Below are 19577 nucleotides of genomic sequence, written 5' to 3' on the forward strand. Positions count from 1 at the left end.
GATCTGGAGAAACATATGGCTAAGGAAGAGCTGATCCAGTTCGAAGGACTGGTGACCGAAATCCTCCCCGACGCTCGTTACCGGGTGCAACTCGACGCCGGCCACGAGATCGTCGCCTACACCGCCGGCAAGATGAAGAAAAACCGCATCAAGACGCTGGCCGGCGACCGCGTCACGATCGAAATGTCGCCCTACGATCTCGAAAAGGGCCGCCTGATTTTCCGGCACAAGGACGAACGTCCGAGTGGCGCACCCGGCGGTCCGCCGCGGGGCGGCGCACAGCGCGGCGGCCAGTTCCGCCGCCGATAGGTTGGGCATTGCAACTGTTACGCGCAGACGTCGTGATGTCCTGCGCAACAAATGGCCGGCGGCTGCGCCGGCCAAAAAATCGCGCACGTCAGGATTGTTTTGAGGCCTTCTATCGAATATTATCCTACCCATCGATTTTCGGCCGGACGACATTAGCCAATACCGGTACAGCCGGTTCAGACGCTGACGACCCTTCCAAAAATTCGATCTCACCACCCCGCCGACAAGCGGGTCTTGAACTTGTATATCTGAGAAGGGACTACCCACGTGAGCATGGGAACCGTGAAGTGGTTTAACGCGACCAAGGGCTACGGCTTCATCCAGCCGGATGAAGGCGGGAACGACGTGTTCGTGCACATCAGTGCAGTCGAGCGCGCCGGCCTTGGCACTCTGCGTGAAGGCCAGAAGATCTCCTACGAGATCGTTGCTGACCGCCGTTCCGGCAAATCCTCGGCCGACAATCTGCGCGCCGCTGGATAAGCCGATTTCCCGGGAGCGCGAAGCTCCAGGAAATTGTCGTCAAAGCATCAAGGGCCGCATCTTCGGGTGCGGCCCTTTTTGTCTGGATCGCGTCTCTGGCAGCGCGGCGTCGAGCATTTTCTTCACGCGAAGCGGTAGCCACTTCGCCCGAAAGCGCTCTAGAAAGTCGAGCAGGTCGTCGGCATGGTGGCGGACGTCGGGGCATAGAAGACGCAAACCGACTGCCGCGGCCGCGTAAAGGCAACGTCGCTGAGATTGATGCCGGTCTTGGCCATCACATAGCCGATCGTCGGAACGTATTTGTAGCTTACTTCGCTGAAGATCAGATAGGTGCCCCCAACCAGCAGCGCCGGCGGAACGATGCTTGTCACGATATCGCCCTGACTGCGGGTCGAGGCCGTCAGCGTGGCCTGCGTGGCGCCCGAGGCGATCGTCCCCGCCTTGCTCCATTGGATCCGCGCGATGTTTGAGTTGTCGACGTAGATCTCCGACAACGTGACCTTGGTCGGTGACGCATCGTACGGCGTCATGATGCCGACGCTGGCGCTGAAGAAGTTTTGCAGGTCCGCATCCACCACCTGCGTCGCCTGCGAGGTGAGATCTGACGCGGCGCGCGCCATCAGCGTGACCTTGCGGTCGACCGCGACACCGGATGAAAACTCGACGGTGCCGAAGAACATCACCAGCATCAGCGGCATGATAAAGGCAAACTCGACGGCGGCGAGGCCCCGGCGGTCATGCGCGAGAGCAGCAACCGAGCGCAGCAAGGCCGCAGACAGGGTTTTCACGACCTTGCTCATGAGCAAGTGACCCCGGCGGTTCCGGATGGCTCGTTCTTGAATGTCGCGGTCGCGATCAGGAGCCGCTTGCCATTGGAAAGGTTCGAGGCGTTGAAGCCCAGCTGGGTGACAAACAGCTGCCATTGATAGAACAGCCGGACCACCACGACGTCGCCGTCCTTGCCGGGACACCATTTCACCTGGGTGGGATCGGTTATCGGCGTGATGTTGACGCTGCTAAAGCCTGTCGCAGACGGATAGCTGCGGACGTCGACATAGACGCCGTTGGTGCAGTCGAACAGCGCATTGATCTGGCCACAGACGTAGCTCTTGAACTGCGCTTGGGTATAGCTTGCGCCCTGGGCCTGTCCGGTCATGATGAAGCGAGACGAATCCTGCGTCACCGTCTCGAGCACCTGGCTCGCAAAGAAGATCATTGCCACTTCGATGATCGCAAAGAGCAGCCCGAAAAACAGCGGCGCGACCAGCGCGAATTCGACCGCGGTCACACCACGGCGGTTTCGGCGAAAGCGACGGAGAAGGCGCGCAAAAGAATGAGCGGGCAGCGGCATCAACGACCCCGGATCAACATGGTGGCAACAACTACCCAAGAGTCATTGTCGAAGTATTTCGCCGGATCGAGACAGAGCGACCCGATCCGTTAGGCCTTGATTAAGCATGTCGGGCGAACCGCCTGCGATCGGCCAAGGCCCCGGCGTGTGAAGCGCCCGAGCGGACGCACGTCAGTTCTGCGGCTTCGCGCCGCCGCCCGAGCCGGTGGCCTGATTGTTGAGCGAACCGGCCTGGCCCATCGTCGCGTTGAAATAGGCCTCGCCATCGCCGAGGGTGATGCGGCGCTGACAAACCGGCATGCAGCTATAGGTCTCGCGATCGATGCCGCGATAGACGGTGACCAGTTGATCGGTCGGACCCTCGACCTGGATCTGGCGATCCACCAGCACCTGGCCGGAGCGGTCGAGTGCGATGAAATTGGTCGCGCCGTAACCCTTGCCGGTGACCACGACAACCCCGCCATTCTGCAGGGTGACGTCGGCGATCAGGGGATTACCGACCACGATCGTGGCAATGCCGCCGGGCAGCTTGACGAGCTTGGCCTGATCGACATTGACCGCGATCCGGTCAGGATCCGGCGCTGCCGTTGCGAGTGCGGGCCCCAGCAGCATGGCTGCGGCCATCGAGATGAATCCAATGCGCGCGACGGCGCGAATACGCTGGGACTGAAACGACATACTCTACCCCGGGACGTTTAACAGGCCGGCAAAGGCGATACGCTGCGGACCGGCGCCCGACGCCGGCAAATCTGACGGCAATTCATTTAGGAAGAGCAAAGATCGACCGCCGAATTGCGCGGATGTCACGACTTCCCGAGCGGATCGGCCGACCGTCCGGTACCTCGCGCAGGACTATCCGGTCGCCGATCCCGTCGTCCGGCCATTGGGCGTGACGAGGTGCGCTTATGGCAATCTTAGGAAGCTCTAAAGCAGCGGCTGCGGCGGCTTCAACTGGCGGCGCGGACGTGAACGACCACGCGGTCATCGGCGTAGAGGCGCTGCCATCCTCCGATGTGATCCAGCAATTTGGACGCCGGCGTGGTCGGATCGAGCATCACCGCATCGATGTCATGGGTCGCGAGCAGATTGAGGAAACCGTTGACGTCCTTCAGCTGAAGCGCGCGGGCCAGGCTCATGCCGAACGCCTCGCCATAGAGCTCGGCGCGCCCGTCGATGAAAACAGGCATCTGACGCCAGATCAGGTAGCCGCCGAACTGCAGATCGTTGAGCACGCGCTTGACGTTGTGCGCCTTCATCGCGTCAACGGCGGCGGCCGGCGAATAGATCGGCGGCGGCGATATCACCTGGCGCGCGGCAACGACTGCGGTCCACGCGCAAAGCCCGACAATAAGGATCGCGGCCGGAGCAACTCTCGGGCGGACGGCGCTGGCGGCACGACGCAGCCCGAACTGGGCGGCGACCGGCGTCAGCACGGCCAGCGGCAGCAGCAGGGCGAACAGCTCGAGGTTTCTGACATGGGACAGCGCCATATGCAGCAGGCCCAGCACCAGGATGATTCGCGGCAGCGGCAACCTCGCCCCGCAATAAAGCGCAGCGCCGAGCAGGCCGAGGATCGACAGTCCAAACGGGTCGATCTCGCCGAACGTCGCCGGCCTCCACTCCGAGATGAGATGCAACAATTCACCGAGGCCGAGAATCCTGAGCGAGGCGAGGATCGAGCCCCAGCCATAAGGGGTCACGCAGCACGCAGCCAGAGCGCCGATGCCGAACGCCGCCCAGCGCAGCGCCAGCGCCAACCTCTGGGCCGGCAAGGCATTCCATATCGCATCGAGCGCAAATGCGCCGGCCAGCACCAAACCAAATAGAAAGCCGCCGTGCAGATTGGCCCACAGCGCGATCAGCGGCAGCAGCCAGAACGAGGGCGCCTTGCGGCGTTCGCTGGCGGTCATCAGGCCGTTCGCCCAGACGATCATGATGGGCATCGCCAGCACATGCGGACGTGCCAGCAGGTGCCCGGAGGTCAGAACCAGCGCCGCAAGGGCGATCAGGCTCGCGTAGATCGTCGGCAACGCGCGGCTGAGGATGGCGGTAAGCAGCGCGAAGCTGGCAGCGGCGCAGGCGGCGGCCAGCACCACCGGGCCGGTCCACCCGGCGAGGTCATAGGCCTTCGCGAACAGAACCTGCGCCAGCCAGGACGACGACACCCACGGCTCACCGGCCTTGGTGAACGAATAGATGTCGACGGACGGCAGCGTGCGATGGTCGAGGATCCAGCGGCCGACGGCAATCTGCCAGTAGGTGTCGGAATCGGCGAGCAGCCTGTCGCCGACGAACAGCAGCAGCGCATAGACGCCGCACGCCATCCAGAACCAGGCCGGAAGCTCGGCGAACACGGAGGTTTTCGCGCGCGGGAAGGTCGCGGTCTCAGCGCTCATGATCGCACCGGCCGGCTGGCGGCGTCATTGCCGGAACGGATAGGCCAACTGCCCGCCGATCTCGGACGGCACGCCCTGCTCGGTATCGACGCCGTAATCTTCCGGAAGCTTGCCTTCGGGCATGCGGAACGTTCCGAACAGAATATCCCAGAGCGGAAACGTGCCCGCGAAATTGGTGTCGCCGCCGTCCTCGAGCCCGGTGTGATGCCAGCGGTGAAACACCGGCGTCGCGATCACATATTTGAACGGGCCAAGCGTCCAGTTCAGGTTGGCGTGCACGAATGCCGAATGGAATGTGGTGAACGGGCCGACCCACAGCATGATGTTCGGCGAGATGCCCGCCATCAGCAGGATCACATCGACCGTGATCGTGCCGATCAGAAGATTGACCGGATGGAAGCGTGCCGCCGAGATCCATTCAAGATCCTCGGAGGAGTGATGAATGGCGTGGTACTTCCAGAACTCGCCGCGGTGGAACATCCGGTGCAGCCAGTACAGCATGAAATCGGAGGCGACGAGGAAGATAATGGACTGCAGCCAGAGCGGAAGCTGCGCCAGAGGGCCATGTCCGTTCTCGTAGAACGCGATCAGATCGTCGGCGTCGTGAACGTTGAACACCACGGCTGCGCCCACCACCAGGAGCCCGATGCGCAGCACGCGGGCGAACACCGGCACGAAGAACCAGTAGCAGATGTCGGTGACCAGCTCCCGCTTCTGCCACCACGGCTTGCCGGGATTGCAGGCCCAGAAATGAGCGAGCACCGTGAAGAACAGCGCCAGCGCGATCGTGATCGGCACCACCTTCATCATCGTCTGGCCGATCATCTCAATGACTTCAAAGGGAAGGCTGGGCATGACGGCCTCATTTGATGGAAGCCCCATGGGTATAGATGTGCGCTTAAGGAGCCGTGAACAGGTGCCGATAGCGGGCCCCGGCAACAATGCGCAATCTTAGCGGTCCGCTTAATTCCAAATTTACTGTGCGCAACAACTGCGGGTTCCCGGTGTGTTTATACGATCAAATTAACCGCGCCGAAATTGTCGAACCGTAGGGTGCCGCAATGGTCACGGTGCTGAGAACGCCGGCGAGACCAAACCTAGTTCGACCAGCCACGTGTACACAGGAGCTATTTATGAAGAATCTCGTCTCGCGCTTCGTGAAGGATGAATCGGGCGCGACCGCCATCGAATACGGCCTGATCGCCACCGGTATCGCCATCGCGATCATCGCGGCAGTCAACGGCGTCGGCAAGAATCTCTCGGGCACCTTCAACACGGTCGCCAGCTCGCTGAAGTAAGCCGGTTCCGACGAATTCACATCAAAGGTCCCGGCACCCCCGGGACCTTTGCTATTTGGCGGACCGGCCGTCGGCGCCTTGATGGCGACCATGGCGTCCTTTCCCGATTGTTCACCATTGGCCGCTAGCGTCGGGTCTCGACCGCAGCTCCAGCTTGACGGCATGAATCCATGATCCTCGACATCGCACGCTTGATGTTGTTTCCGGCCCTGATGGCTTTCGCGGCGGCGAGCGATCTCTTGACCATGACGATCCCGAACCGAATCTCGCTGGCGCTGGCGGCCGGCTTCTTCGTCCTGGCGCCGCTGACCGGGATGGGCGTGCACGAGATCCTCAACCATGCCGGCGCGGGCGCGCTGGTTCTGGTGGTGGCATTCGGCATGTTTGCGATGGGCTGGGTCGGTGGCGGAGACGCCAAGGTCGCGGCCGCAGCCGGCCTGTGGTTCGGGTTCGAGCATCTGCTCCCCTATCTGGTCTTCGCGTCGCTGTTCGGCGGTGCGCTGACGGTGCTGCTGCTGCAGCTCCGGCAATGGCCGCTGCCCTATGCGCTCGCGAACCAGGCCTGGCTCAGCCGCCTGCACGACAAGCAGACCGGAATTCCCTACGGCATCGCACTCGCCCTCGGCGCCCTGCTGATCTATCCCGAGACGGACTGGATCAAGACGATCGATCTCGCGCACTTCGCCATGCGCTGAGAAAGCAGCGGTAACCGCGCGTTAAGGCGATTTAGATACGCCTCATTAACCATGCTTTGACGAATAGCTGGTCAACTCCCATCACGGCGGCGGCAGCGTCGCGGCGTCATGTGGAAAGTGAAGCGTAATGGATAAGGCCCGCATTCTGGTCCTCGCAATCGCAGGCTGCGCCGGCCTTGCGGCGCTCTATCTGGCGAGCGGAAGCGACGACAAGCCGGCGCCGGCTCCGCCGGTCGCGCAGCTGCCCACCGTCGACATCCTGGTCGCGAAAACCGACATCGGCCTCGGCCAGGCCGTCAAGCCCGAGGATTTGCAATGGCAGACCTGGCCGGCGGCAACCGCCAGCGCCAGCTTCATGCGCAGGGACAGCAACGCCGAAGCGATCAAGGACGTGACCGGCTCGATCGCGCGCGCCCCGTTCATCCAGGGCGAACCGATTCGCGAGCAGAAGCTCGTCAAGGCCGACGGCAGCGGCTTCATGGCCGCGATCCTGCCGACCGGCATGCGGGCGGTATCGACCGAAATCTCACCCGAGACCGGCGCCGGCGGCTTCATCCTGCCGAATGACCGGGTCGACGTCCTGCTGTCGAAGCGGGACAAGAATCCGGACCGCAATGGCGCCGACATCGTCAACTCCGAAGTGATCCTGACCAACGTTCGCGTGCTCGCGATCGACCAGGCGCCGAAGGAAAAGGACGGCACCAATGCACTGATCGGCAAGACGGTGACGCTTGAGCTGAAGCCCGAACAGACCGAGACGCTGGCGCGCGCGCGCCAGAGCGGCGTCCTGTCGCTGGCGCTGCGCAGCATCGCCGACAACAACGCGCCCGACACCAAGACCGACGACAACCGGCAGAAGCGCGGTGACACGATCAACGTCATCCGCTTTGGCGTTGCCAACCAGGCGACGATGCAGAAGTGACCATGAGGACACACGTGATGAAGGGCGGGGCAACTCAACGGACGATGCGGGCCTTCATGGTCCGCGCATTGTCGTTCTCGGCCGTCGCGGCGCTCACGCTCAATCCGGCGCTGACACCGGTGGTGGCGAGCGATTACCGCGCCGCGCCTGCCCCTGCCGCATCGGCCGACGGCGGCCAGATGAATGCCCGCTTTCTCTCGCTCGGCGTCGGCAAGTCGATCGTGATCGATCTGCCTCGCGACATCAAGGACGTGCTGGTCGCCGATCCCAAGATCGCCAACGCCGTGGTCCGCTCGGCGCAACGCGCCTACATCATCGGCGCGACGGTCGGCCAGACCAACATCGTGTTCTTCGACGCCGCCGGCCAGCAGATCGCGGCCTATGACATCGCTGTCAAGCGCGATCTCAACGGCGTGCGCGCCGCGCTGCGCGCGGCATTGCCGAATTCCGATATCCAGATCGAGGGCGTCGGCGACGGCGTGATGCTGAGCGGGAGCGCAGCGAGCCCGATCGACGCACAGCAGGCCGGCGAGATCGCCGCGCGGCTGGTCGGCGGCCCGGAAAAGGTCGTGAACTCCATCACGGTTCGCGGCCGCGACCAGGTGATGCTGAAGGTCACGGTCGCCGAAGTCTCGCGCAGCCTGATCAAGCAGCTCGGCATCGACCTCACCGCAAACCTCAACTACGGCACGACCGTGGTAAAATTCGCCAACAGCAACCCGTTCACCGCGAACAGCTCACCGCTGGTGTCCGGCAACGCGCTCACGACATCGTTCGGATCGTCGGTGTCGGCGACGATCCGCGCCATGGAAAGCGCCGGCGTCGTGCGGACGCTCGCCGAACCGAACCTGACCGCGATATCAGGCGAATCGGCGACCTTCATCTCGGGCGGCGAGTTTCCAATTCCGACCGGCGTGACCTGTCAGACCTCGTCGACGGGCGCGATCGGGAATTGCGTCCAGACCGTCAGCTTCAAGAAGTTCGGCATTTCGCTCAACTTCACGCCGGTGGTGCTGACCGAAGGGCGCATCAGCCTGCGCGTGATGACGGAAGTGTCGGAAGTCTCGACCGAGAACGCGCTGACCGGCGGCGCGGGTGGAACGACGATCCCGTCGATCAAGACCCGCCGCGCCGAGACCACGCTGGAAATTCCCTCGGGTGGCTCGATGGCCATGGCCGGCCTGATCCAGGATCAGACCAAGCAGGCGATCAACGGCCTTCCGGGACTGGCGTCCCTGCCCGTGCTCGGCACGCTGTTCCGCAGCCGGGACTTCGTCAACAACCAGACCGAACTAATGGTTCTGGTGACGCCCTATGTCGTTCGTGCCGTGGCGCAGAAGGACCTGTCGCGTCCGGATGACGGCTTTGCCAACGCGTCCGATCCGCAGGCCGACCTGCTTGGCAGCATCAATCGCGTCTACGGTGTGCCTGGCCGCACCGAGCCGGCGCGGAATTACCGCGGCACCTACGGCTTCATTACCGACTGAGGCGGACGATGACACAGACCACACCCAGAACATCCGCCGATTACAAGCGCACGGCCGGTCTCGCCGGAGCGCTCGTCGGCCTTGCCATGACGCTCGGCGCCTGCCAGCACGCCGCCGACAACAGTTTCGCGATGGCAGACTCGCCGGCCGACTATCGCCAGCGTCACCCTATCGCAGTGACCGAGGCCGATCGCTCGATCGTGGTCTTCGTCGGCCGCAGCCGCGGCGGCCTGACCGCCGAGCAGCGCGCCGAGGTGATGGGAATGGCGCGGGACTGGATGCGTGAGGGCACCGGCGCCGTCACCATCGACGTTCCCGCCGACACGCCGAACGCCCGGCCCGCGCAGGAATCGTTGCGCGAGATCCAGGCGACCTTCGCCGCCGCCGGCGTGCCGCCGCGCGGGATCCTCGTGCGCAAATACCATCCCGAGAATCCGCGCCTGATGCCTGCGATCCGTGTGAACTATCCAAAGATGAAGGCGGAGGCCGGGCCGTGCGGCCTCTGGCCGGAAGATCTCGGCCCGTCGATGCACAACGGTTCCTACATCCAGAACAAGCAATACTACAATTTCGGCTGCGCCAATCAGCGCAACCTCGCAGCCATGGTCGAAGACCCGACTGACCTCGTGCAGCCGCGCGCGGAGACCCCTGCCTACACGTCGCGCCGCAATATCGCCTTCGACAAGTATCGCAAGGGCACCACCACCGCCACGACGTATCCCGAGTCCGACAGGGCCAAGCTAAGCGACACAGGAAAATGATCACCTACGCGCAGCAAAACTCCGAAGAGCAGACGGACGCCCCGCCGCAGGCCGTGGACGACCATATTGCTCCGGCGCCACGGGTCTCGGTCCAGGCGTTCTGCGAGACGGTCGAGACCGCTGCCGCCGTGCAGTCGGCGGGCGAGGATCGCCGGCTGGCCAAGGCCCACCTCAAGATCCAGATGGGCGGCATGGCGGCTGCCATCGAGGCCTATCGCTCGGCGCCGACGCCCAATGTCATCATCCTCGAGACCGAGGGCCGCAGCGACATTCTGGCCGGGCTCGACCAGCTCGCCACGGTGTGCGACGCCGGCACAAGGGTGGTCGTGATCGGCCGGGTCAACGACGTCACGCTGTATCGCGAGCTGGTGCGCCGCGGCGTCAGCGACTACGTGATCGCGCCGGCCCATGCGATCGACGTGGTGCGCGCGGTCTGCAACCTGTTCTCGGCGCCGGAAGCCAAGGCGGTCGGCCGCGTCATCGCCGTCGTCGGCGCGAAGGGCGGCGTCGGCGCCTCGACGATCGCCCACAATATCGCTTGGGCGATCGCCCGCGATCTGGCGCTGGATTCCGTAGTGGCCGATCTCGACCTTGCATTCGGCACCGCCGGCCTCAACTACAACCAGGACCCGGCACAAGGCATCGCGGATGCGGTGTTCTCGCCGGACCGTGTCGATACCGCCTTCGTCGACCGCCTGCTGTCGAAATGCACCGACCATCTAAGCCTGCTGGCGGCGCCGGCCACGCTCGACAAGGTCTACGATTTCGGCGCCGAAGCGTTCGATGCGATCTTCGACACGCTGCGCACCACGATGCCCTGCATCGTGCTCGACGTGCCGCACCAATGGTCCGGCTGGACCAAGCGCGCGCTGATCGCGGCCGACGACATCCTGATCGTGGCGGCGCCCGACCTCGCCAATCTGCGCAACGCCAAGAACATGTTCGACCTCTTGAAGGCGTCGCGGCCGAACGACCGCGCGCCGCTCTACTGCCTGAACCAGGTCGGCGTGCCGAAGCGGCCGGAGATCGCGGCAGGCGAATTCGCCAAGGCGATCGAAAGCCCGCCGATCGCCGCCATCCCGTTCGATCCGCAGATCTTCGGTTCGGCCGCCAACAACGGCCAGATGATCGCGGAAATCTCCGCCAATCACCGCGCAGTCGAGATGTTTCTGCAGATGGCGCAGCGGCTGACAGGCCGCGGCGAAACCAAGAAGCCAAGGGGGTCCTTCCTGTCGCCCCTGCTCGAAAAGCTGCGGTCCAAATAGTGGCCCGCGTGGAGTCAAGACGTCGTGTTTGGTAAGCGTAGCGGAAACGATGGGGATATGCGGGCAGCCAAGCCCGCTTTTCAGACGCCGGAGCCTGCCGGCTCGTCGCCGATGGCGCGCGAGTCCGCCGCCCCGACGATATCGTCACCGCCGCTGGCCCCTGCCAAGCCACCGCCTGCTCCCGCCGTCGAAGCCCGCCGCTCGGACAACTACTACCAGGTCAAGGCGACGATCTTCGGCGCCCTGATCGAGGCGATCGACCTTGCCCAGCTCGCCAAGCTGGACAGCGAGTCGGCGCGCGAGGAAATCCGCGACATCGTCAACGAGATCATCGCGATCAAGAACATCGTGATGTCGATCGCCGAGCAGGAAGAGCTGCTCGACGACATCTGCAACGACGTGCTCGGCTACGGACCGCTGGAGCCGCTATTGTCGCGCGACGACATCGCCGACATCATGGTCAACGGCGCCGGCACCGTATTCATCGAAGTCGCCGGCAAGATCCAGCGCACCGGCATCCGCTTTCGCGACAACCAGCAGCTGCTCAACATCTGCCAGCGCATCGTCAGCCAGGTCGGCCGGCGCGTCGACGAATCGTCGCCGATCTGCGACGCCCGCCTCGCCGACGGCTCGCGCGTCAACGCCATCGTGCCGCCGCTGGCGATCGACGGACCTGCGCTCACCATTCGTAAGTTCAAGAAGGACAAGCTGACGCTGGACCAGCTCGTCAAGTTCGGCGCGATCACGCCGGAAGGGGCGACCATCCTGCAGATCATCGGCCGTGTCCGCTGCAACGTGATCATCTCGGGCGGTACCGGCTCGGGCAAGACCACGCTGCTGAACTGCCTGACCAACTATATCGAGCACGACGAACGCATCATCACCTGCGAAGACGCCGCCGAACTTCAGCTGCAGCAGCCGCATGTGGTGCGGCTGGAAACCCGGCCGCCGAACATCGAGGGCGAGGGCCAGGTCACGATGCGCGAACTGGTCCGCAACTGCCTGCGTATGCGGCCCGAGCGCATCATCGTCGGCGAAGTCCGCGGACCCGAGGCGTTCGATCTGTTGCAGGCGATGAACACCGGCCATGACGGCTCGATGGGAACGCTGCACGCCAACAATCCCCGCGAAGCGCTGTCGCGCTGCGAATCCATGATCACCATGGGCGGCTTCTCGCTTCCCTCGCGCACCATTCGCGAGATGATCTGCGCCTCGGTCGACATCATCGTGCAGGCCGCGCGCCTGCGCGACGGTTCGCGCCGCATCACCCACATCACCGAGGTGATGGGCATGGAAGGCGATACCATCATCACCCAGGACATCTTCCTCTACGACGTGGTCGGGGAAGATGCCAACGGCAAGATCATCGGCAAGCACCGCTCAACCGGCATCGGCCGGCCGCGCTTCTGGGAGCGTGCGCGCTACTACAATGAAGAGAAGCGGCTTGCGGCGGCGCTGGATGCCTCCGACTCGCCGGCGCCGGTCTAGGGGAACGCAGGATGCAGACGCAAACCCTTGCCCTGGCCTTCCTCGCCGCCACCACCGTGGGCGGCATCGCCTGGGTCTTCCTCTATCCCTACCTCTCGGGGGAAAAGAAGGCCGAGTCGCGCCGCGCATCGGTGGCACGCAGCGAACCATCGACGCCGCGAAGCACCGACCGCACGCAGCGCTCCCGCCGCGAGCAGGTCGAAGGATCGCTCAAGGAGCTCGAGGCGCGCCGGCAGAAGGACAAGAAAGTCCCGCTCGGCGTGCGCATCTCGCAGGCCGGACTGGAGTGGTCCGAGCAGAAATTCTGGATGATCTCCGGCGGCCTCGGCCTGTTCGGGTTCGGCGCAGCATTCATGGTCGGCGGAGGCCTGCTGGGCGCGGCCGGCATCGGCTTTGCCATGGGTCTCGGCCTGCCGCGCTGGCTGCTCGGCTTCTTGAAGAAGCGGCGGGAAAAAGCCTTTCTGAAGGCGCTGCCCGACGCCGTCGACGTCATCGTGCGCGGCATCAAGGCCGGCCTGCCGCTGTTCGAATCGCTCAAGGCGGTCGTCAACGACGCATCTGAGCCGCTGCGCAGCGAGTTCCTTGCGATCATCGAGACCCAGGCGATCGGCATGCCGCTTGGCGAAGCCTGCGCCCGGCTGTACGAACGCATGCCGCTGCCGGAAGCGAACTTCTTCGGCATCGTGATCGCGATCCAGCAGAAGTCCGGCGGCAATCTGTCGGAAGCGCTCGGTAACCTGTCGCGGGTGCTGCGCGACCGCAAGAAGATGGCCGAGAAGATCCAGGCGATGTCGATGGAAGCGAAAGCTTCCGCCGCCATCATCGGCTCGCTGCCGCCGATCGTGATGATCCTCGTGTTCCTCACGACGCCGGACTACATCGCCCTGCTGTGGACGAACTCGATGGGCCAGCTCATGCTGGTTGCCTGCGCCGTCTGGATGTCGATAGGCGTGCTGGTGATGAAGAAGATGATCAACTTCGATTTCTGACGGTGCAGCATGATTGATATTCTGGTCGCCAAGCTCCACGACGTCAGGTTCATGACCATGCTGCTTGCCTTCATCGCGGCAAGCGCGACGGTCTACACGCTGGTGATGCCGCTGCTCGCCGGCGGCGACCTCAACAAGCGCATGAAGGCCGTCGCCAGCGAGCGGGAGCGTCTCCGGCAGCGCGAGCGCGATCGTCTCGCCAAGACGGAGAAGGTCGCGCTGCGGCAGACCCCGAAGCAGGTGGTCTCCCGGGTGGTGGATGATCTCAACCTCACGAAATGGCTCGCCCAGGAAGCGGCGCTTGAGAAGCTCGTGATGGCGGGCTATCGCGGCCACGCTCCCTACGTCACCTTCCTGTTCGCCCGCGCGGTGACGCCGATCGTGCTGCTGCTCGGCGCCATCGTCTATACGTTCTTCATCGCGGGCGCGACCTGGTCGCTCACGCTCAAGATCGGCATTTGCGTCGGTGCGGCCTATGCCGGCCTCCAGGCGCCGATGCTGTTCCTGAAGAACGCGATCTCCAAGCGCCAGCTCCAGATCAAGCGCGCCTTCCCGGATTCGCTCGACCTGCTGCTGATCTGCATCGAGTCGGGCATGTCGGTCGAAGTCGCGTTCCGGAAGGTGGCGAACGAGATCGCCGGACAGTCGATCGCGCTGTCGGAGGAGTTCGCGCTGACCACCGCGGAACTGTCCTATTTGCAGGACCGCAAGTCCGCCTACGAGAACCTGGCGCGCCGCACCGGGCTCGAAGGCGTGAAGTCGGTGTGCATGGCTTTGCAGCAATCCGAACGCTACGGCACGCCGCTCGGCCAGAGCCTGCGCGTGATGGCGCAGGAAAACCGCGACATGCGCATGAACGAGGCTGAGAAGAAGGCGGCAGCGCTGCCGCCCAAGCTGACCGTGCCGATGATCCTGTTCTTCCTGCCCTGCCTTTTCATCGTGATCCTCGGGCCGTCCTACATCAAGATCGCCACGATGCATTGAGCCGCGCCGCAACGCCGGCTGCCTTCCCCTCCCCCCTGAAAGGGGGAAGGTCGGGACGGGCGTCAGCCGCAGACGACGCTGCTCGCGGCAAGAGATGACCCACCCGCTTTGCTCTGGCGAGCAAAGCGACCTCCCCTTTTTAAGGGGAGGTGTGGAAGTTGCCGTGTTGGCTTAGTCGTCCTTGGCGACGACAGGCGCGGCGCGCGAGGAAATGCGCGGCCCGTCCTTGCGGTTCAGCATGTCGCGGAGATAGGCGACGTTGGCGGCCGCCTCATCGGCCGGGAGGTCGGCCTTGACGATGGTCTCGGCCTCCGCGAAGCGGCCCTGCAGGCCGACGACGAGGGCAAGGTTCTGCCGGATGCGGGTATCGGCGCGGGCGCTGGCATAGGCCTGGCGCAGCGTCTCTTCCGCCTTCGGCAATTCCTTGGTCAGCATGTAGGACAGGCCGAGATTGGACAGCACCGACGGCTCGTCGGGAGCCAGTCGAAGGGCACTGGCGTAATAGCGCCGCGCTTCCTCGTGCCGGTTCAACTTGTCGAGCGTGGTGCCCTGCACCGACAGGATCCGCCAGTCAGGATTGTCCGGACTGTGCGCGCGGCTCAGCACGTCGAATGCGGCCTGCGAATTGCCGTTGTCGGCGAGCGCGCGGCCATAGGCGGCGAGCAGCGGCTTGCTGCCCGGGCTGGCGAGTGTGGCCTGCTCCAGCACGGCGCAGGCCTGCGAACGCTGTCCGGTCATGCGCAGCGCCTGCCCGTAAGCGATCGCGGCGTCGACATCCTTGGGATTCTTGCGATAGCGCTCGCCATACACTTCGAGATTGCGGCGCGGATCGTCTGGCACCGGATCGGACCGGGACGCGATCGATCCGGTGACGTCTGACATGGTCTGGCAACCGCCAAGCCCGGCGGCGAGGACCGCCACGAGGGCCGCGGAACTAAGATGCCGGGTCAAAATGGACTGTCGACGCATGGCACTGTGACTCACGAAATCGGGCAAATGGATCGAGCCGAGCGTGCCAGCAATAGACTGTTAACCCTAACGTCTGGTTAACTGCGGCACCGGCGGCCGGCACGCCGGTTCCAGTCCCGCAGGTCGCGTCACCGCGGGCGCGCTACCATCCATCGCGAAAGGCGTGTTAGTCACCAGCAACGACGCCAGAACAGCCGAGAGCCGCATGCCATCCGTGTTCGAGACCGCACCCACGACCGCCGTCACGCCGATCACCTTCGCCAGCAAGGCGACATGGGATGCGATCCGCAGCGAGTTGCCGGCGCCGGCGCGCCAGTTCGCGGAGGCCAATGACTTTGCGGCCAAGCCGGGCAAGGCGCTCGCCCTGCCGGCAGCCGATGGCGGCATCGCGCAGGTGCTGTTCGGCCTCGAGGATGCAGACCACAAGGCGCGCGATCCGTTCCGTGCCGGCGCCCTGCCCGGCCTGCTGCCGCCGGGCGTCTATCGCTTTGCCAATGCGCCGCATGACACGCGGCTTGCGACGCTCGCCTTCGCGCTCGGCTGCTACCGCTTCGGCCGCTATCGCAAGAACAAGACCCCCGAGGTCCGCCTGGTGCCGCCCGATGGCGTCGACACGGCCGAGATCGCGCGGATGGCGGATGCCGCGGCACTGGCGCGCGACCTCATCAACACGCCGTCCAACGACATGGGCCCGGCCGAGCTCGCTGAGGCGGCGCGCGACCTCGCAACGCGGTTCGGCGCCGCCTTCAATTGCATCGATGGTGACGAGCTCGCACAGAACTTCCCGCTGATCCACGCCGTCGGCATGGCATCGACCCGCGCGCCGCGGCTGATCGATCTGAGCTGGGGCGATCCGGCGCATCCAAAGGTGACGCTGGTCGGCAAAGGCGTCTGCTTCGACACCGGCGGGCTCGACCTCAAGCCGTCGAGCGGCATGCTGATCATGAAGAAGGATATGGGCGGCGCCGGCAATGTGCTGGCGCTGGCGCAGATGGTGATGGATGCGAAGCTGAAGGTGCGGCTGCGCGTGCTGATCCCGGCGGTCGAGAACGCGGTTGCCGGCAACGCGTTCCGTCCACTCGACATCTTCAAGTCGCGCAAGGGCATCACCGTCGAGATCGGCAACACCGATGCCGAAGGGCGGCTGGTGCTCGCCGACGCGCTGGCGCTGGCCGACGAGGAGACGCCGGACCTGCTGGTCGATCTCGGCACGCTGACCGGCGCGGCGCGCGTGGCGCTCGGCCCGGATCTGCCGCCGTTCTACACCAATGACGAGGCGCTCGCCGGCGACGTTGCAGCATATGCAAGGAGCGAGAACGACCCGTTGTGGCGGATGCCGCTGTGGCCGGCCTACGATGCCTGGCTCGACTCCAAGACCGCCGACATCACCAACGCGCCGTCGGGCGGTTTCGCCGGCTCGATCACCTGCGCGCTGTTCCTGCAGCGCTTCGTCGAGCACGCCAGGAGCTGGCTGCATGTCGACATCTATGGCTGGACGCCGTCGGCAAAGCCCGGCCGCCCCGAAGGCGGCGAGTGCCAGGCCGCGCGCGCAATCTACAAATTGCTGAGCCAGCGCTATGCATGATGTCAGACTGACGCCGGCCCGCAAGGACGTCGCGGCAAAATATCTCGAGGGCAAGGTGAAGGCGGCGCGCTTCGTCGACGGCGAGACACTCGAGGTCGGCGACGCCATCGCGCCGCTGCGGCGCGCGCCGGCGGCCGATGCCGAACAGATGACGCAGGCGCTGAAAGGCGAACGCATCACGGTCTACGACCGCAACGGCGAAGGCTGGGCCTGGGGCCAGCTCGCCGATGACGGCTATGTCGGCTGGATTGCCGAGGCCGCGCTGACGGCGCCCGGCCCGGCACCGACGCACAAGGTGACGGCGCTGCGCACGCTGGCGTTTCCGGGACCGTCGATCAAGCTGCCGCCGGTCGAAGCGCTGGCGATGGGGACCAGGCTCGCAATTGCCCGCGAGGACGGTCCGTTCGCGGTGACCCGCGAGGGCTGGCATCTGCCAAGCCGGCATCTCGCCTCTCTCGACACGATGGCGCAGGATTTCGTGGCAATCGCCGAGCAGTTCGTCGGCACGCCTTATCTCTGGGGCGGCAAGTCGAGCCTCGGCATCGATTGCTCCGGCCTGGTGCAGATCGCGCTGACCGCCGCCGGCACCGGCTGCCCGCGCGACAGCGACATGCAGCAGGACGGGCTCGGCCGCGAATTGACGGCAGCGGAATCGAGGCATCTGCAGCGCGGCGACCTGATCTTCTGGAAGGCCCATGTCGCCATCGTGCGCGATGCGACGACGATCGTGCACGCCAACGCGCATCACATGGCAACGGTGGTGGAGAACACACACGCCGCGATCGCACGGATCAAGGCCGGCGGCAGCGAGGTCGCCGCGATCAAGCGGCCTTAATTGGCGCGACGGGCGTCTTCCGTCATCCTGAGCAGCGCGAAGCGCGTCTCGAAGGATCCACGGCCCAACTCGGGCCACGCATCCTTCGAGGCTCGCTCCGCTCGCACCTCAGGACGACGTGGAACGAGAGAGATGGCTACGTCGCCACCGTCCCCTCGCCGGCCGCTTCGATGCGGAACGCGGCGGCGAACAGCGCGCGGGTGTAGTCGCTCTTCGGGTTCTTGAACAGCTCGGAGGCCGGCCCCTCCTCCTCGACCTTGCCGGATTTCATCACGATCAGGTGGCTCGCGAGCGAGGCCACCACGCGCAGATCGTGCGAGATGAACATGTAGGTGAGGTCGCGCTTGCGCTGCAGGTCGCGCAGAAGATCGACCATCTGGGCCTGCAGCAGCATGTCGAGCGCACTGGTCGGCTCGTCCAGCACGACGAAGTTCGGCTCCAGCACGACCGCGCGCGCGATCGAGATGCGCTGGCGCTGGCCGCCGGAGAATTCGTGCGGATAGCGGAAGCGCCAGTCGGGATCGAGCCCGACATCCTTGAGCGCCTTGATCACCCGCACCTCGCGCTCTTCGCGCGACAGCTGCTTCTGGTGCACCTCGAGCCCCTCGGCGATGATGTCGGCCACCGACATGCGCGGGCTGAGCGAGCCGAACGGATCCTGGAACACGATCTGCATGTCGCGACGGAACGGCAGCATCTGCTTGAAGCGCAGGCCCTGGATGTCCTTGCCGAGGAACACGATCGGGCCATCGGACGAGATCAGCCGGAGCAGCGCGAGCCCAAGCGTGGTCTTGCCGGAGCCGGATTCGCCGACGACGCCGAGCGTCTCGCCCTTGCGCACCGCAAGGCTGACGCCATCGACCGCCTTGATGTGGCCGACGGTCGAGCGCATCAGCCCGCGCTTGATCGGAAACCAGACCTTGAGATTGTCCGCCGACATCACGACCGGCGCGTCCGGCTGCGGCGGCGCCGGATCGGGCTTCGGCTCGGCCGCCAGCAGCGCCTTCGTATAGGCGTGCTTCGGCGCGGTGAAGACCTGCTCGACCGGGCCCTGTTCGACGATCTTGCCGTTGTTCATCACGCAGACTGTGTCGGCGATGCGGCGGACGATGCCGAGGTCGTGGGTGATGAACAACAGGCTCATGCCGAGCCGCGCGCGGATCTCGGCCAGCAAGGCGAGGATCTGCGCCTGCACGGTGACGTCGAGCGCGGTGGTCGGTTCGTCCGCGATCAGCAGATCGGGCTCGTTGGCAAGCGCCATCGCGATCATCACGCGCTGGCGCTGGCCGCCGGACAATTGATGCGGATAGCTCTTGAGCCGCGTCTCCGGCTCGGGGATGCCGACCTGGCCGAGCAACTCCAGCGTCCGCGCCCGCGCCGCGGTACCGCTGATGCCGCTGTGCAGCGACAGGATCTCGCCGATCTGGGATTCGATGGTGTGGAGCGGATTGAGCGAGGTCATCGGCTCCTGAAAGATGATCGAGATGTCGTTGCCACGAATCCCGCGCATCTCGCGTTCCGACGATCCCAGGAGATCGCGGCCCTTGAAACGGATCGCCCCCGAGGGATGCGATGCCGCCGGATAGGGCAGCAGCCTCAATACCGACAGCGCGCTGACCGATTTTCCCGAGCCGGACTCGCCGACCAGCGCCGTGCATTCGCCGCGCTTGATCGAGAAAGAGACGCGATCGACCGCAAGCGAGCGGCCGAAGGCAACCGAGAGGTCGCTGACGTCGAGCAGGGGCTGGTTGGTCGCGTCCATG

20 protein-coding genes are annotated in these 19577 nt (G+C 64.9%); 13 read left to right on the top strand and 7 right to left on the bottom strand.

Annotation, left to right across the window (positions count from 1 at the left end; all coding sequences use genetic code 11):
• Positions 1 to 15: 15 nt before the first annotated feature.
• Positions 16 to 309, top strand: coding sequence for a translation initiation factor IF-1 (gene infA / locus AC066Y_RS25965; protein ID WP_016842649.1), 294 nt, complete (start codon positions 16 to 18; stop codon positions 307 to 309).
• 267 nt (positions 310 to 576) lie between these two features.
• The gene (locus AC066Y_RS25970; RefSeq protein ID WP_016842648.1) at positions 577 to 789 is read left to right on the top strand and encodes a cold-shock protein; all 213 of its coding nucleotides are present in this window, start codon (positions 577 to 579) and stop codon (positions 787 to 789) included.
• Between the two features lie 158 nt (positions 790 to 947).
• Here AC066Y_RS25970 and AC066Y_RS25975 read toward each other — a convergent pair whose 3' ends face one another.
• From AC066Y_RS25975 to AC066Y_RS25995, 5 genes are all read right to left on the bottom strand, one after another.
• Positions 948 to 1589: a TadE/TadG family type IV pilus assembly protein gene (locus tag AC066Y_RS25975; RefSeq protein WP_478276334.1), complete on the bottom strand. Its 642-nt coding sequence runs from the start codon at positions 1587 to 1589 to the stop codon at positions 948 to 950.
• A complete protein-coding gene (locus AC066Y_RS25980) occupies positions 1586 to 2140 on the bottom strand; it encodes a TadE/TadG family type IV pilus assembly protein (protein ID WP_478276335.1) in 555 nt (184 codons plus the stop codon). The genes AC066Y_RS25975 and AC066Y_RS25980 overlap by 4 nt, the downstream gene beginning before the upstream one ends.
• Positions 2141 to 2311: 171 nt before the next feature.
• Complete coding sequence (locus AC066Y_RS25985) at positions 2312 to 2818, bottom strand: pilus assembly protein N-terminal domain-containing protein (protein WP_478276336.1); 507 nt, start codon at positions 2816 to 2818, stop codon at positions 2312 to 2314.
• A gap of 269 nt (positions 2819 to 3087) precedes the next feature.
• Positions 3088 to 4536 carry a hypothetical protein gene (locus tag AC066Y_RS25990; RefSeq protein WP_478276337.1) on the bottom strand — a complete coding sequence of 483 codons (1449 nt, stop codon included), beginning with the start codon at positions 4534 to 4536 and terminating at the stop codon, positions 3088 to 3090.
• Positions 4537 to 4560: 24 nt separating this feature from the next.
• Positions 4561 to 5391: a sterol desaturase family protein gene (locus AC066Y_RS25995; protein WP_478276338.1), complete on the bottom strand. Its 831-nt coding sequence runs from the start codon at positions 5389 to 5391 to the stop codon at positions 4561 to 4563.
• A 278-nt stretch (positions 5392 to 5669) separates the two neighbouring features.
• On the opposite strand from AC066Y_RS25995, the gene AC066Y_RS26000 reads away from it, so the two are divergent.
• From AC066Y_RS26000 to AC066Y_RS26040, 9 genes are all read left to right on the top strand, one after another.
• A complete protein-coding gene (locus AC066Y_RS26000; protein WP_092119027.1) occupies positions 5670 to 5834 on the top strand; it encodes a Flp family type IVb pilin in 165 nt (54 codons plus the stop codon).
• A gap of 170 nt (positions 5835 to 6004) precedes the next feature.
• Positions 6005 to 6529 carry an A24 family peptidase gene (locus AC066Y_RS26005; protein ID WP_092119029.1) on the top strand — a complete coding sequence of 175 codons (525 nt, stop codon included), beginning with the start codon at positions 6005 to 6007 and terminating at the stop codon, positions 6527 to 6529.
• Positions 6530 to 6656: 127 nt separating this feature from the next.
• Positions 6657 to 7451: a Flp pilus assembly protein CpaB gene (gene cpaB, locus AC066Y_RS26010; RefSeq protein ID WP_478276339.1), complete on the top strand. Its 795-nt coding sequence runs from the start codon at positions 6657 to 6659 to the stop codon at positions 7449 to 7451.
• 2 nt (positions 7452 to 7453) lie between these two features.
• On the top strand, positions 7454 to 8938 hold the full coding sequence (locus tag AC066Y_RS26015; RefSeq protein WP_478276340.1) for a type II and III secretion system protein family protein: 1485 nt from the start codon (positions 7454 to 7456) through the stop codon (positions 8936 to 8938).
• Positions 8939 to 8946: 8 nt separating this feature from the next.
• Positions 8947 to 9699 carry a CpaD family pilus assembly protein gene (locus tag AC066Y_RS26020; protein WP_478276341.1) on the top strand — a complete coding sequence of 251 codons (753 nt, stop codon included), beginning with the start codon at positions 8947 to 8949 and terminating at the stop codon, positions 9697 to 9699.
• A complete protein-coding gene (locus AC066Y_RS26025; RefSeq protein WP_092119041.1) occupies positions 9696 to 10964 on the top strand; it encodes a CpaE/TadZ family protein in 1269 nt (422 codons plus the stop codon). The genes AC066Y_RS26020 and AC066Y_RS26025 overlap by 4 nt, the downstream gene beginning before the upstream one ends.
• 24 nt (positions 10965 to 10988) lie before the next feature.
• On the top strand, positions 10989 to 12452 hold the full coding sequence (locus AC066Y_RS26030; protein ID WP_478276342.1) for a CpaF family protein: 1464 nt from the start codon (positions 10989 to 10991) through the stop codon (positions 12450 to 12452).
• Positions 12453 to 12463: 11 nt separating this feature from the next.
• Positions 12464 to 13441: a type II secretion system F family protein gene (locus tag AC066Y_RS26035; protein WP_478276343.1), complete on the top strand. Its 978-nt coding sequence runs from the start codon at positions 12464 to 12466 to the stop codon at positions 13439 to 13441.
• Between the two features lie 9 nt (positions 13442 to 13450).
• The gene (locus AC066Y_RS26040) at positions 13451 to 14425 is read left to right on the top strand and encodes a type II secretion system F family protein (protein WP_478276344.1); all 975 of its coding nucleotides are present in this window, start codon (positions 13451 to 13453) and stop codon (positions 14423 to 14425) included.
• A gap of 171 nt (positions 14426 to 14596) precedes the next feature.
• On the opposite strand, the gene AC066Y_RS26045 is transcribed toward AC066Y_RS26040, so the two are convergent.
• Positions 14597 to 15394 (bottom strand): tetratricopeptide repeat protein, encoded by a 798-nt coding sequence (locus AC066Y_RS26045; RefSeq protein WP_478276345.1) that lies wholly within the window; start codon positions 15392 to 15394, stop codon positions 14597 to 14599.
• A 205-nt stretch (positions 15395 to 15599) separates the two neighbouring features.
• On the opposite strand from AC066Y_RS26045, the gene AC066Y_RS26050 reads away from it, so the two are divergent.
• Complete coding sequence (locus AC066Y_RS26050) at positions 15600 to 16979, top strand: leucyl aminopeptidase family protein (RefSeq protein ID WP_478276346.1); 1380 nt, start codon at positions 15600 to 15602, stop codon at positions 16977 to 16979.
• Positions 16972 to 17814, top strand: a complete 843-nt coding sequence (locus tag AC066Y_RS26055) for a C40 family peptidase (protein WP_478276347.1) — start codon at positions 16972 to 16974, stop codon at positions 17812 to 17814. Before AC066Y_RS26050 ends, AC066Y_RS26055 begins: the two co-directional genes overlap by 8 nt.
• A 136-nt stretch (positions 17815 to 17950) precedes the next feature.
• On the opposite strand, the gene AC066Y_RS26060 is transcribed toward AC066Y_RS26055, so the two are convergent.
• Positions 17951 to 19576, bottom strand: a complete 1626-nt coding sequence (locus tag AC066Y_RS26060; RefSeq protein ID WP_478276348.1) for an ABC transporter ATP-binding protein — start codon at positions 19574 to 19576, stop codon at positions 17951 to 17953.
• Position 19577: the final 1 nt, after the last annotated feature.

The sequence above is a fragment of the Bradyrhizobium sp. USDA3010 genome (assembly GCF_056429065.1).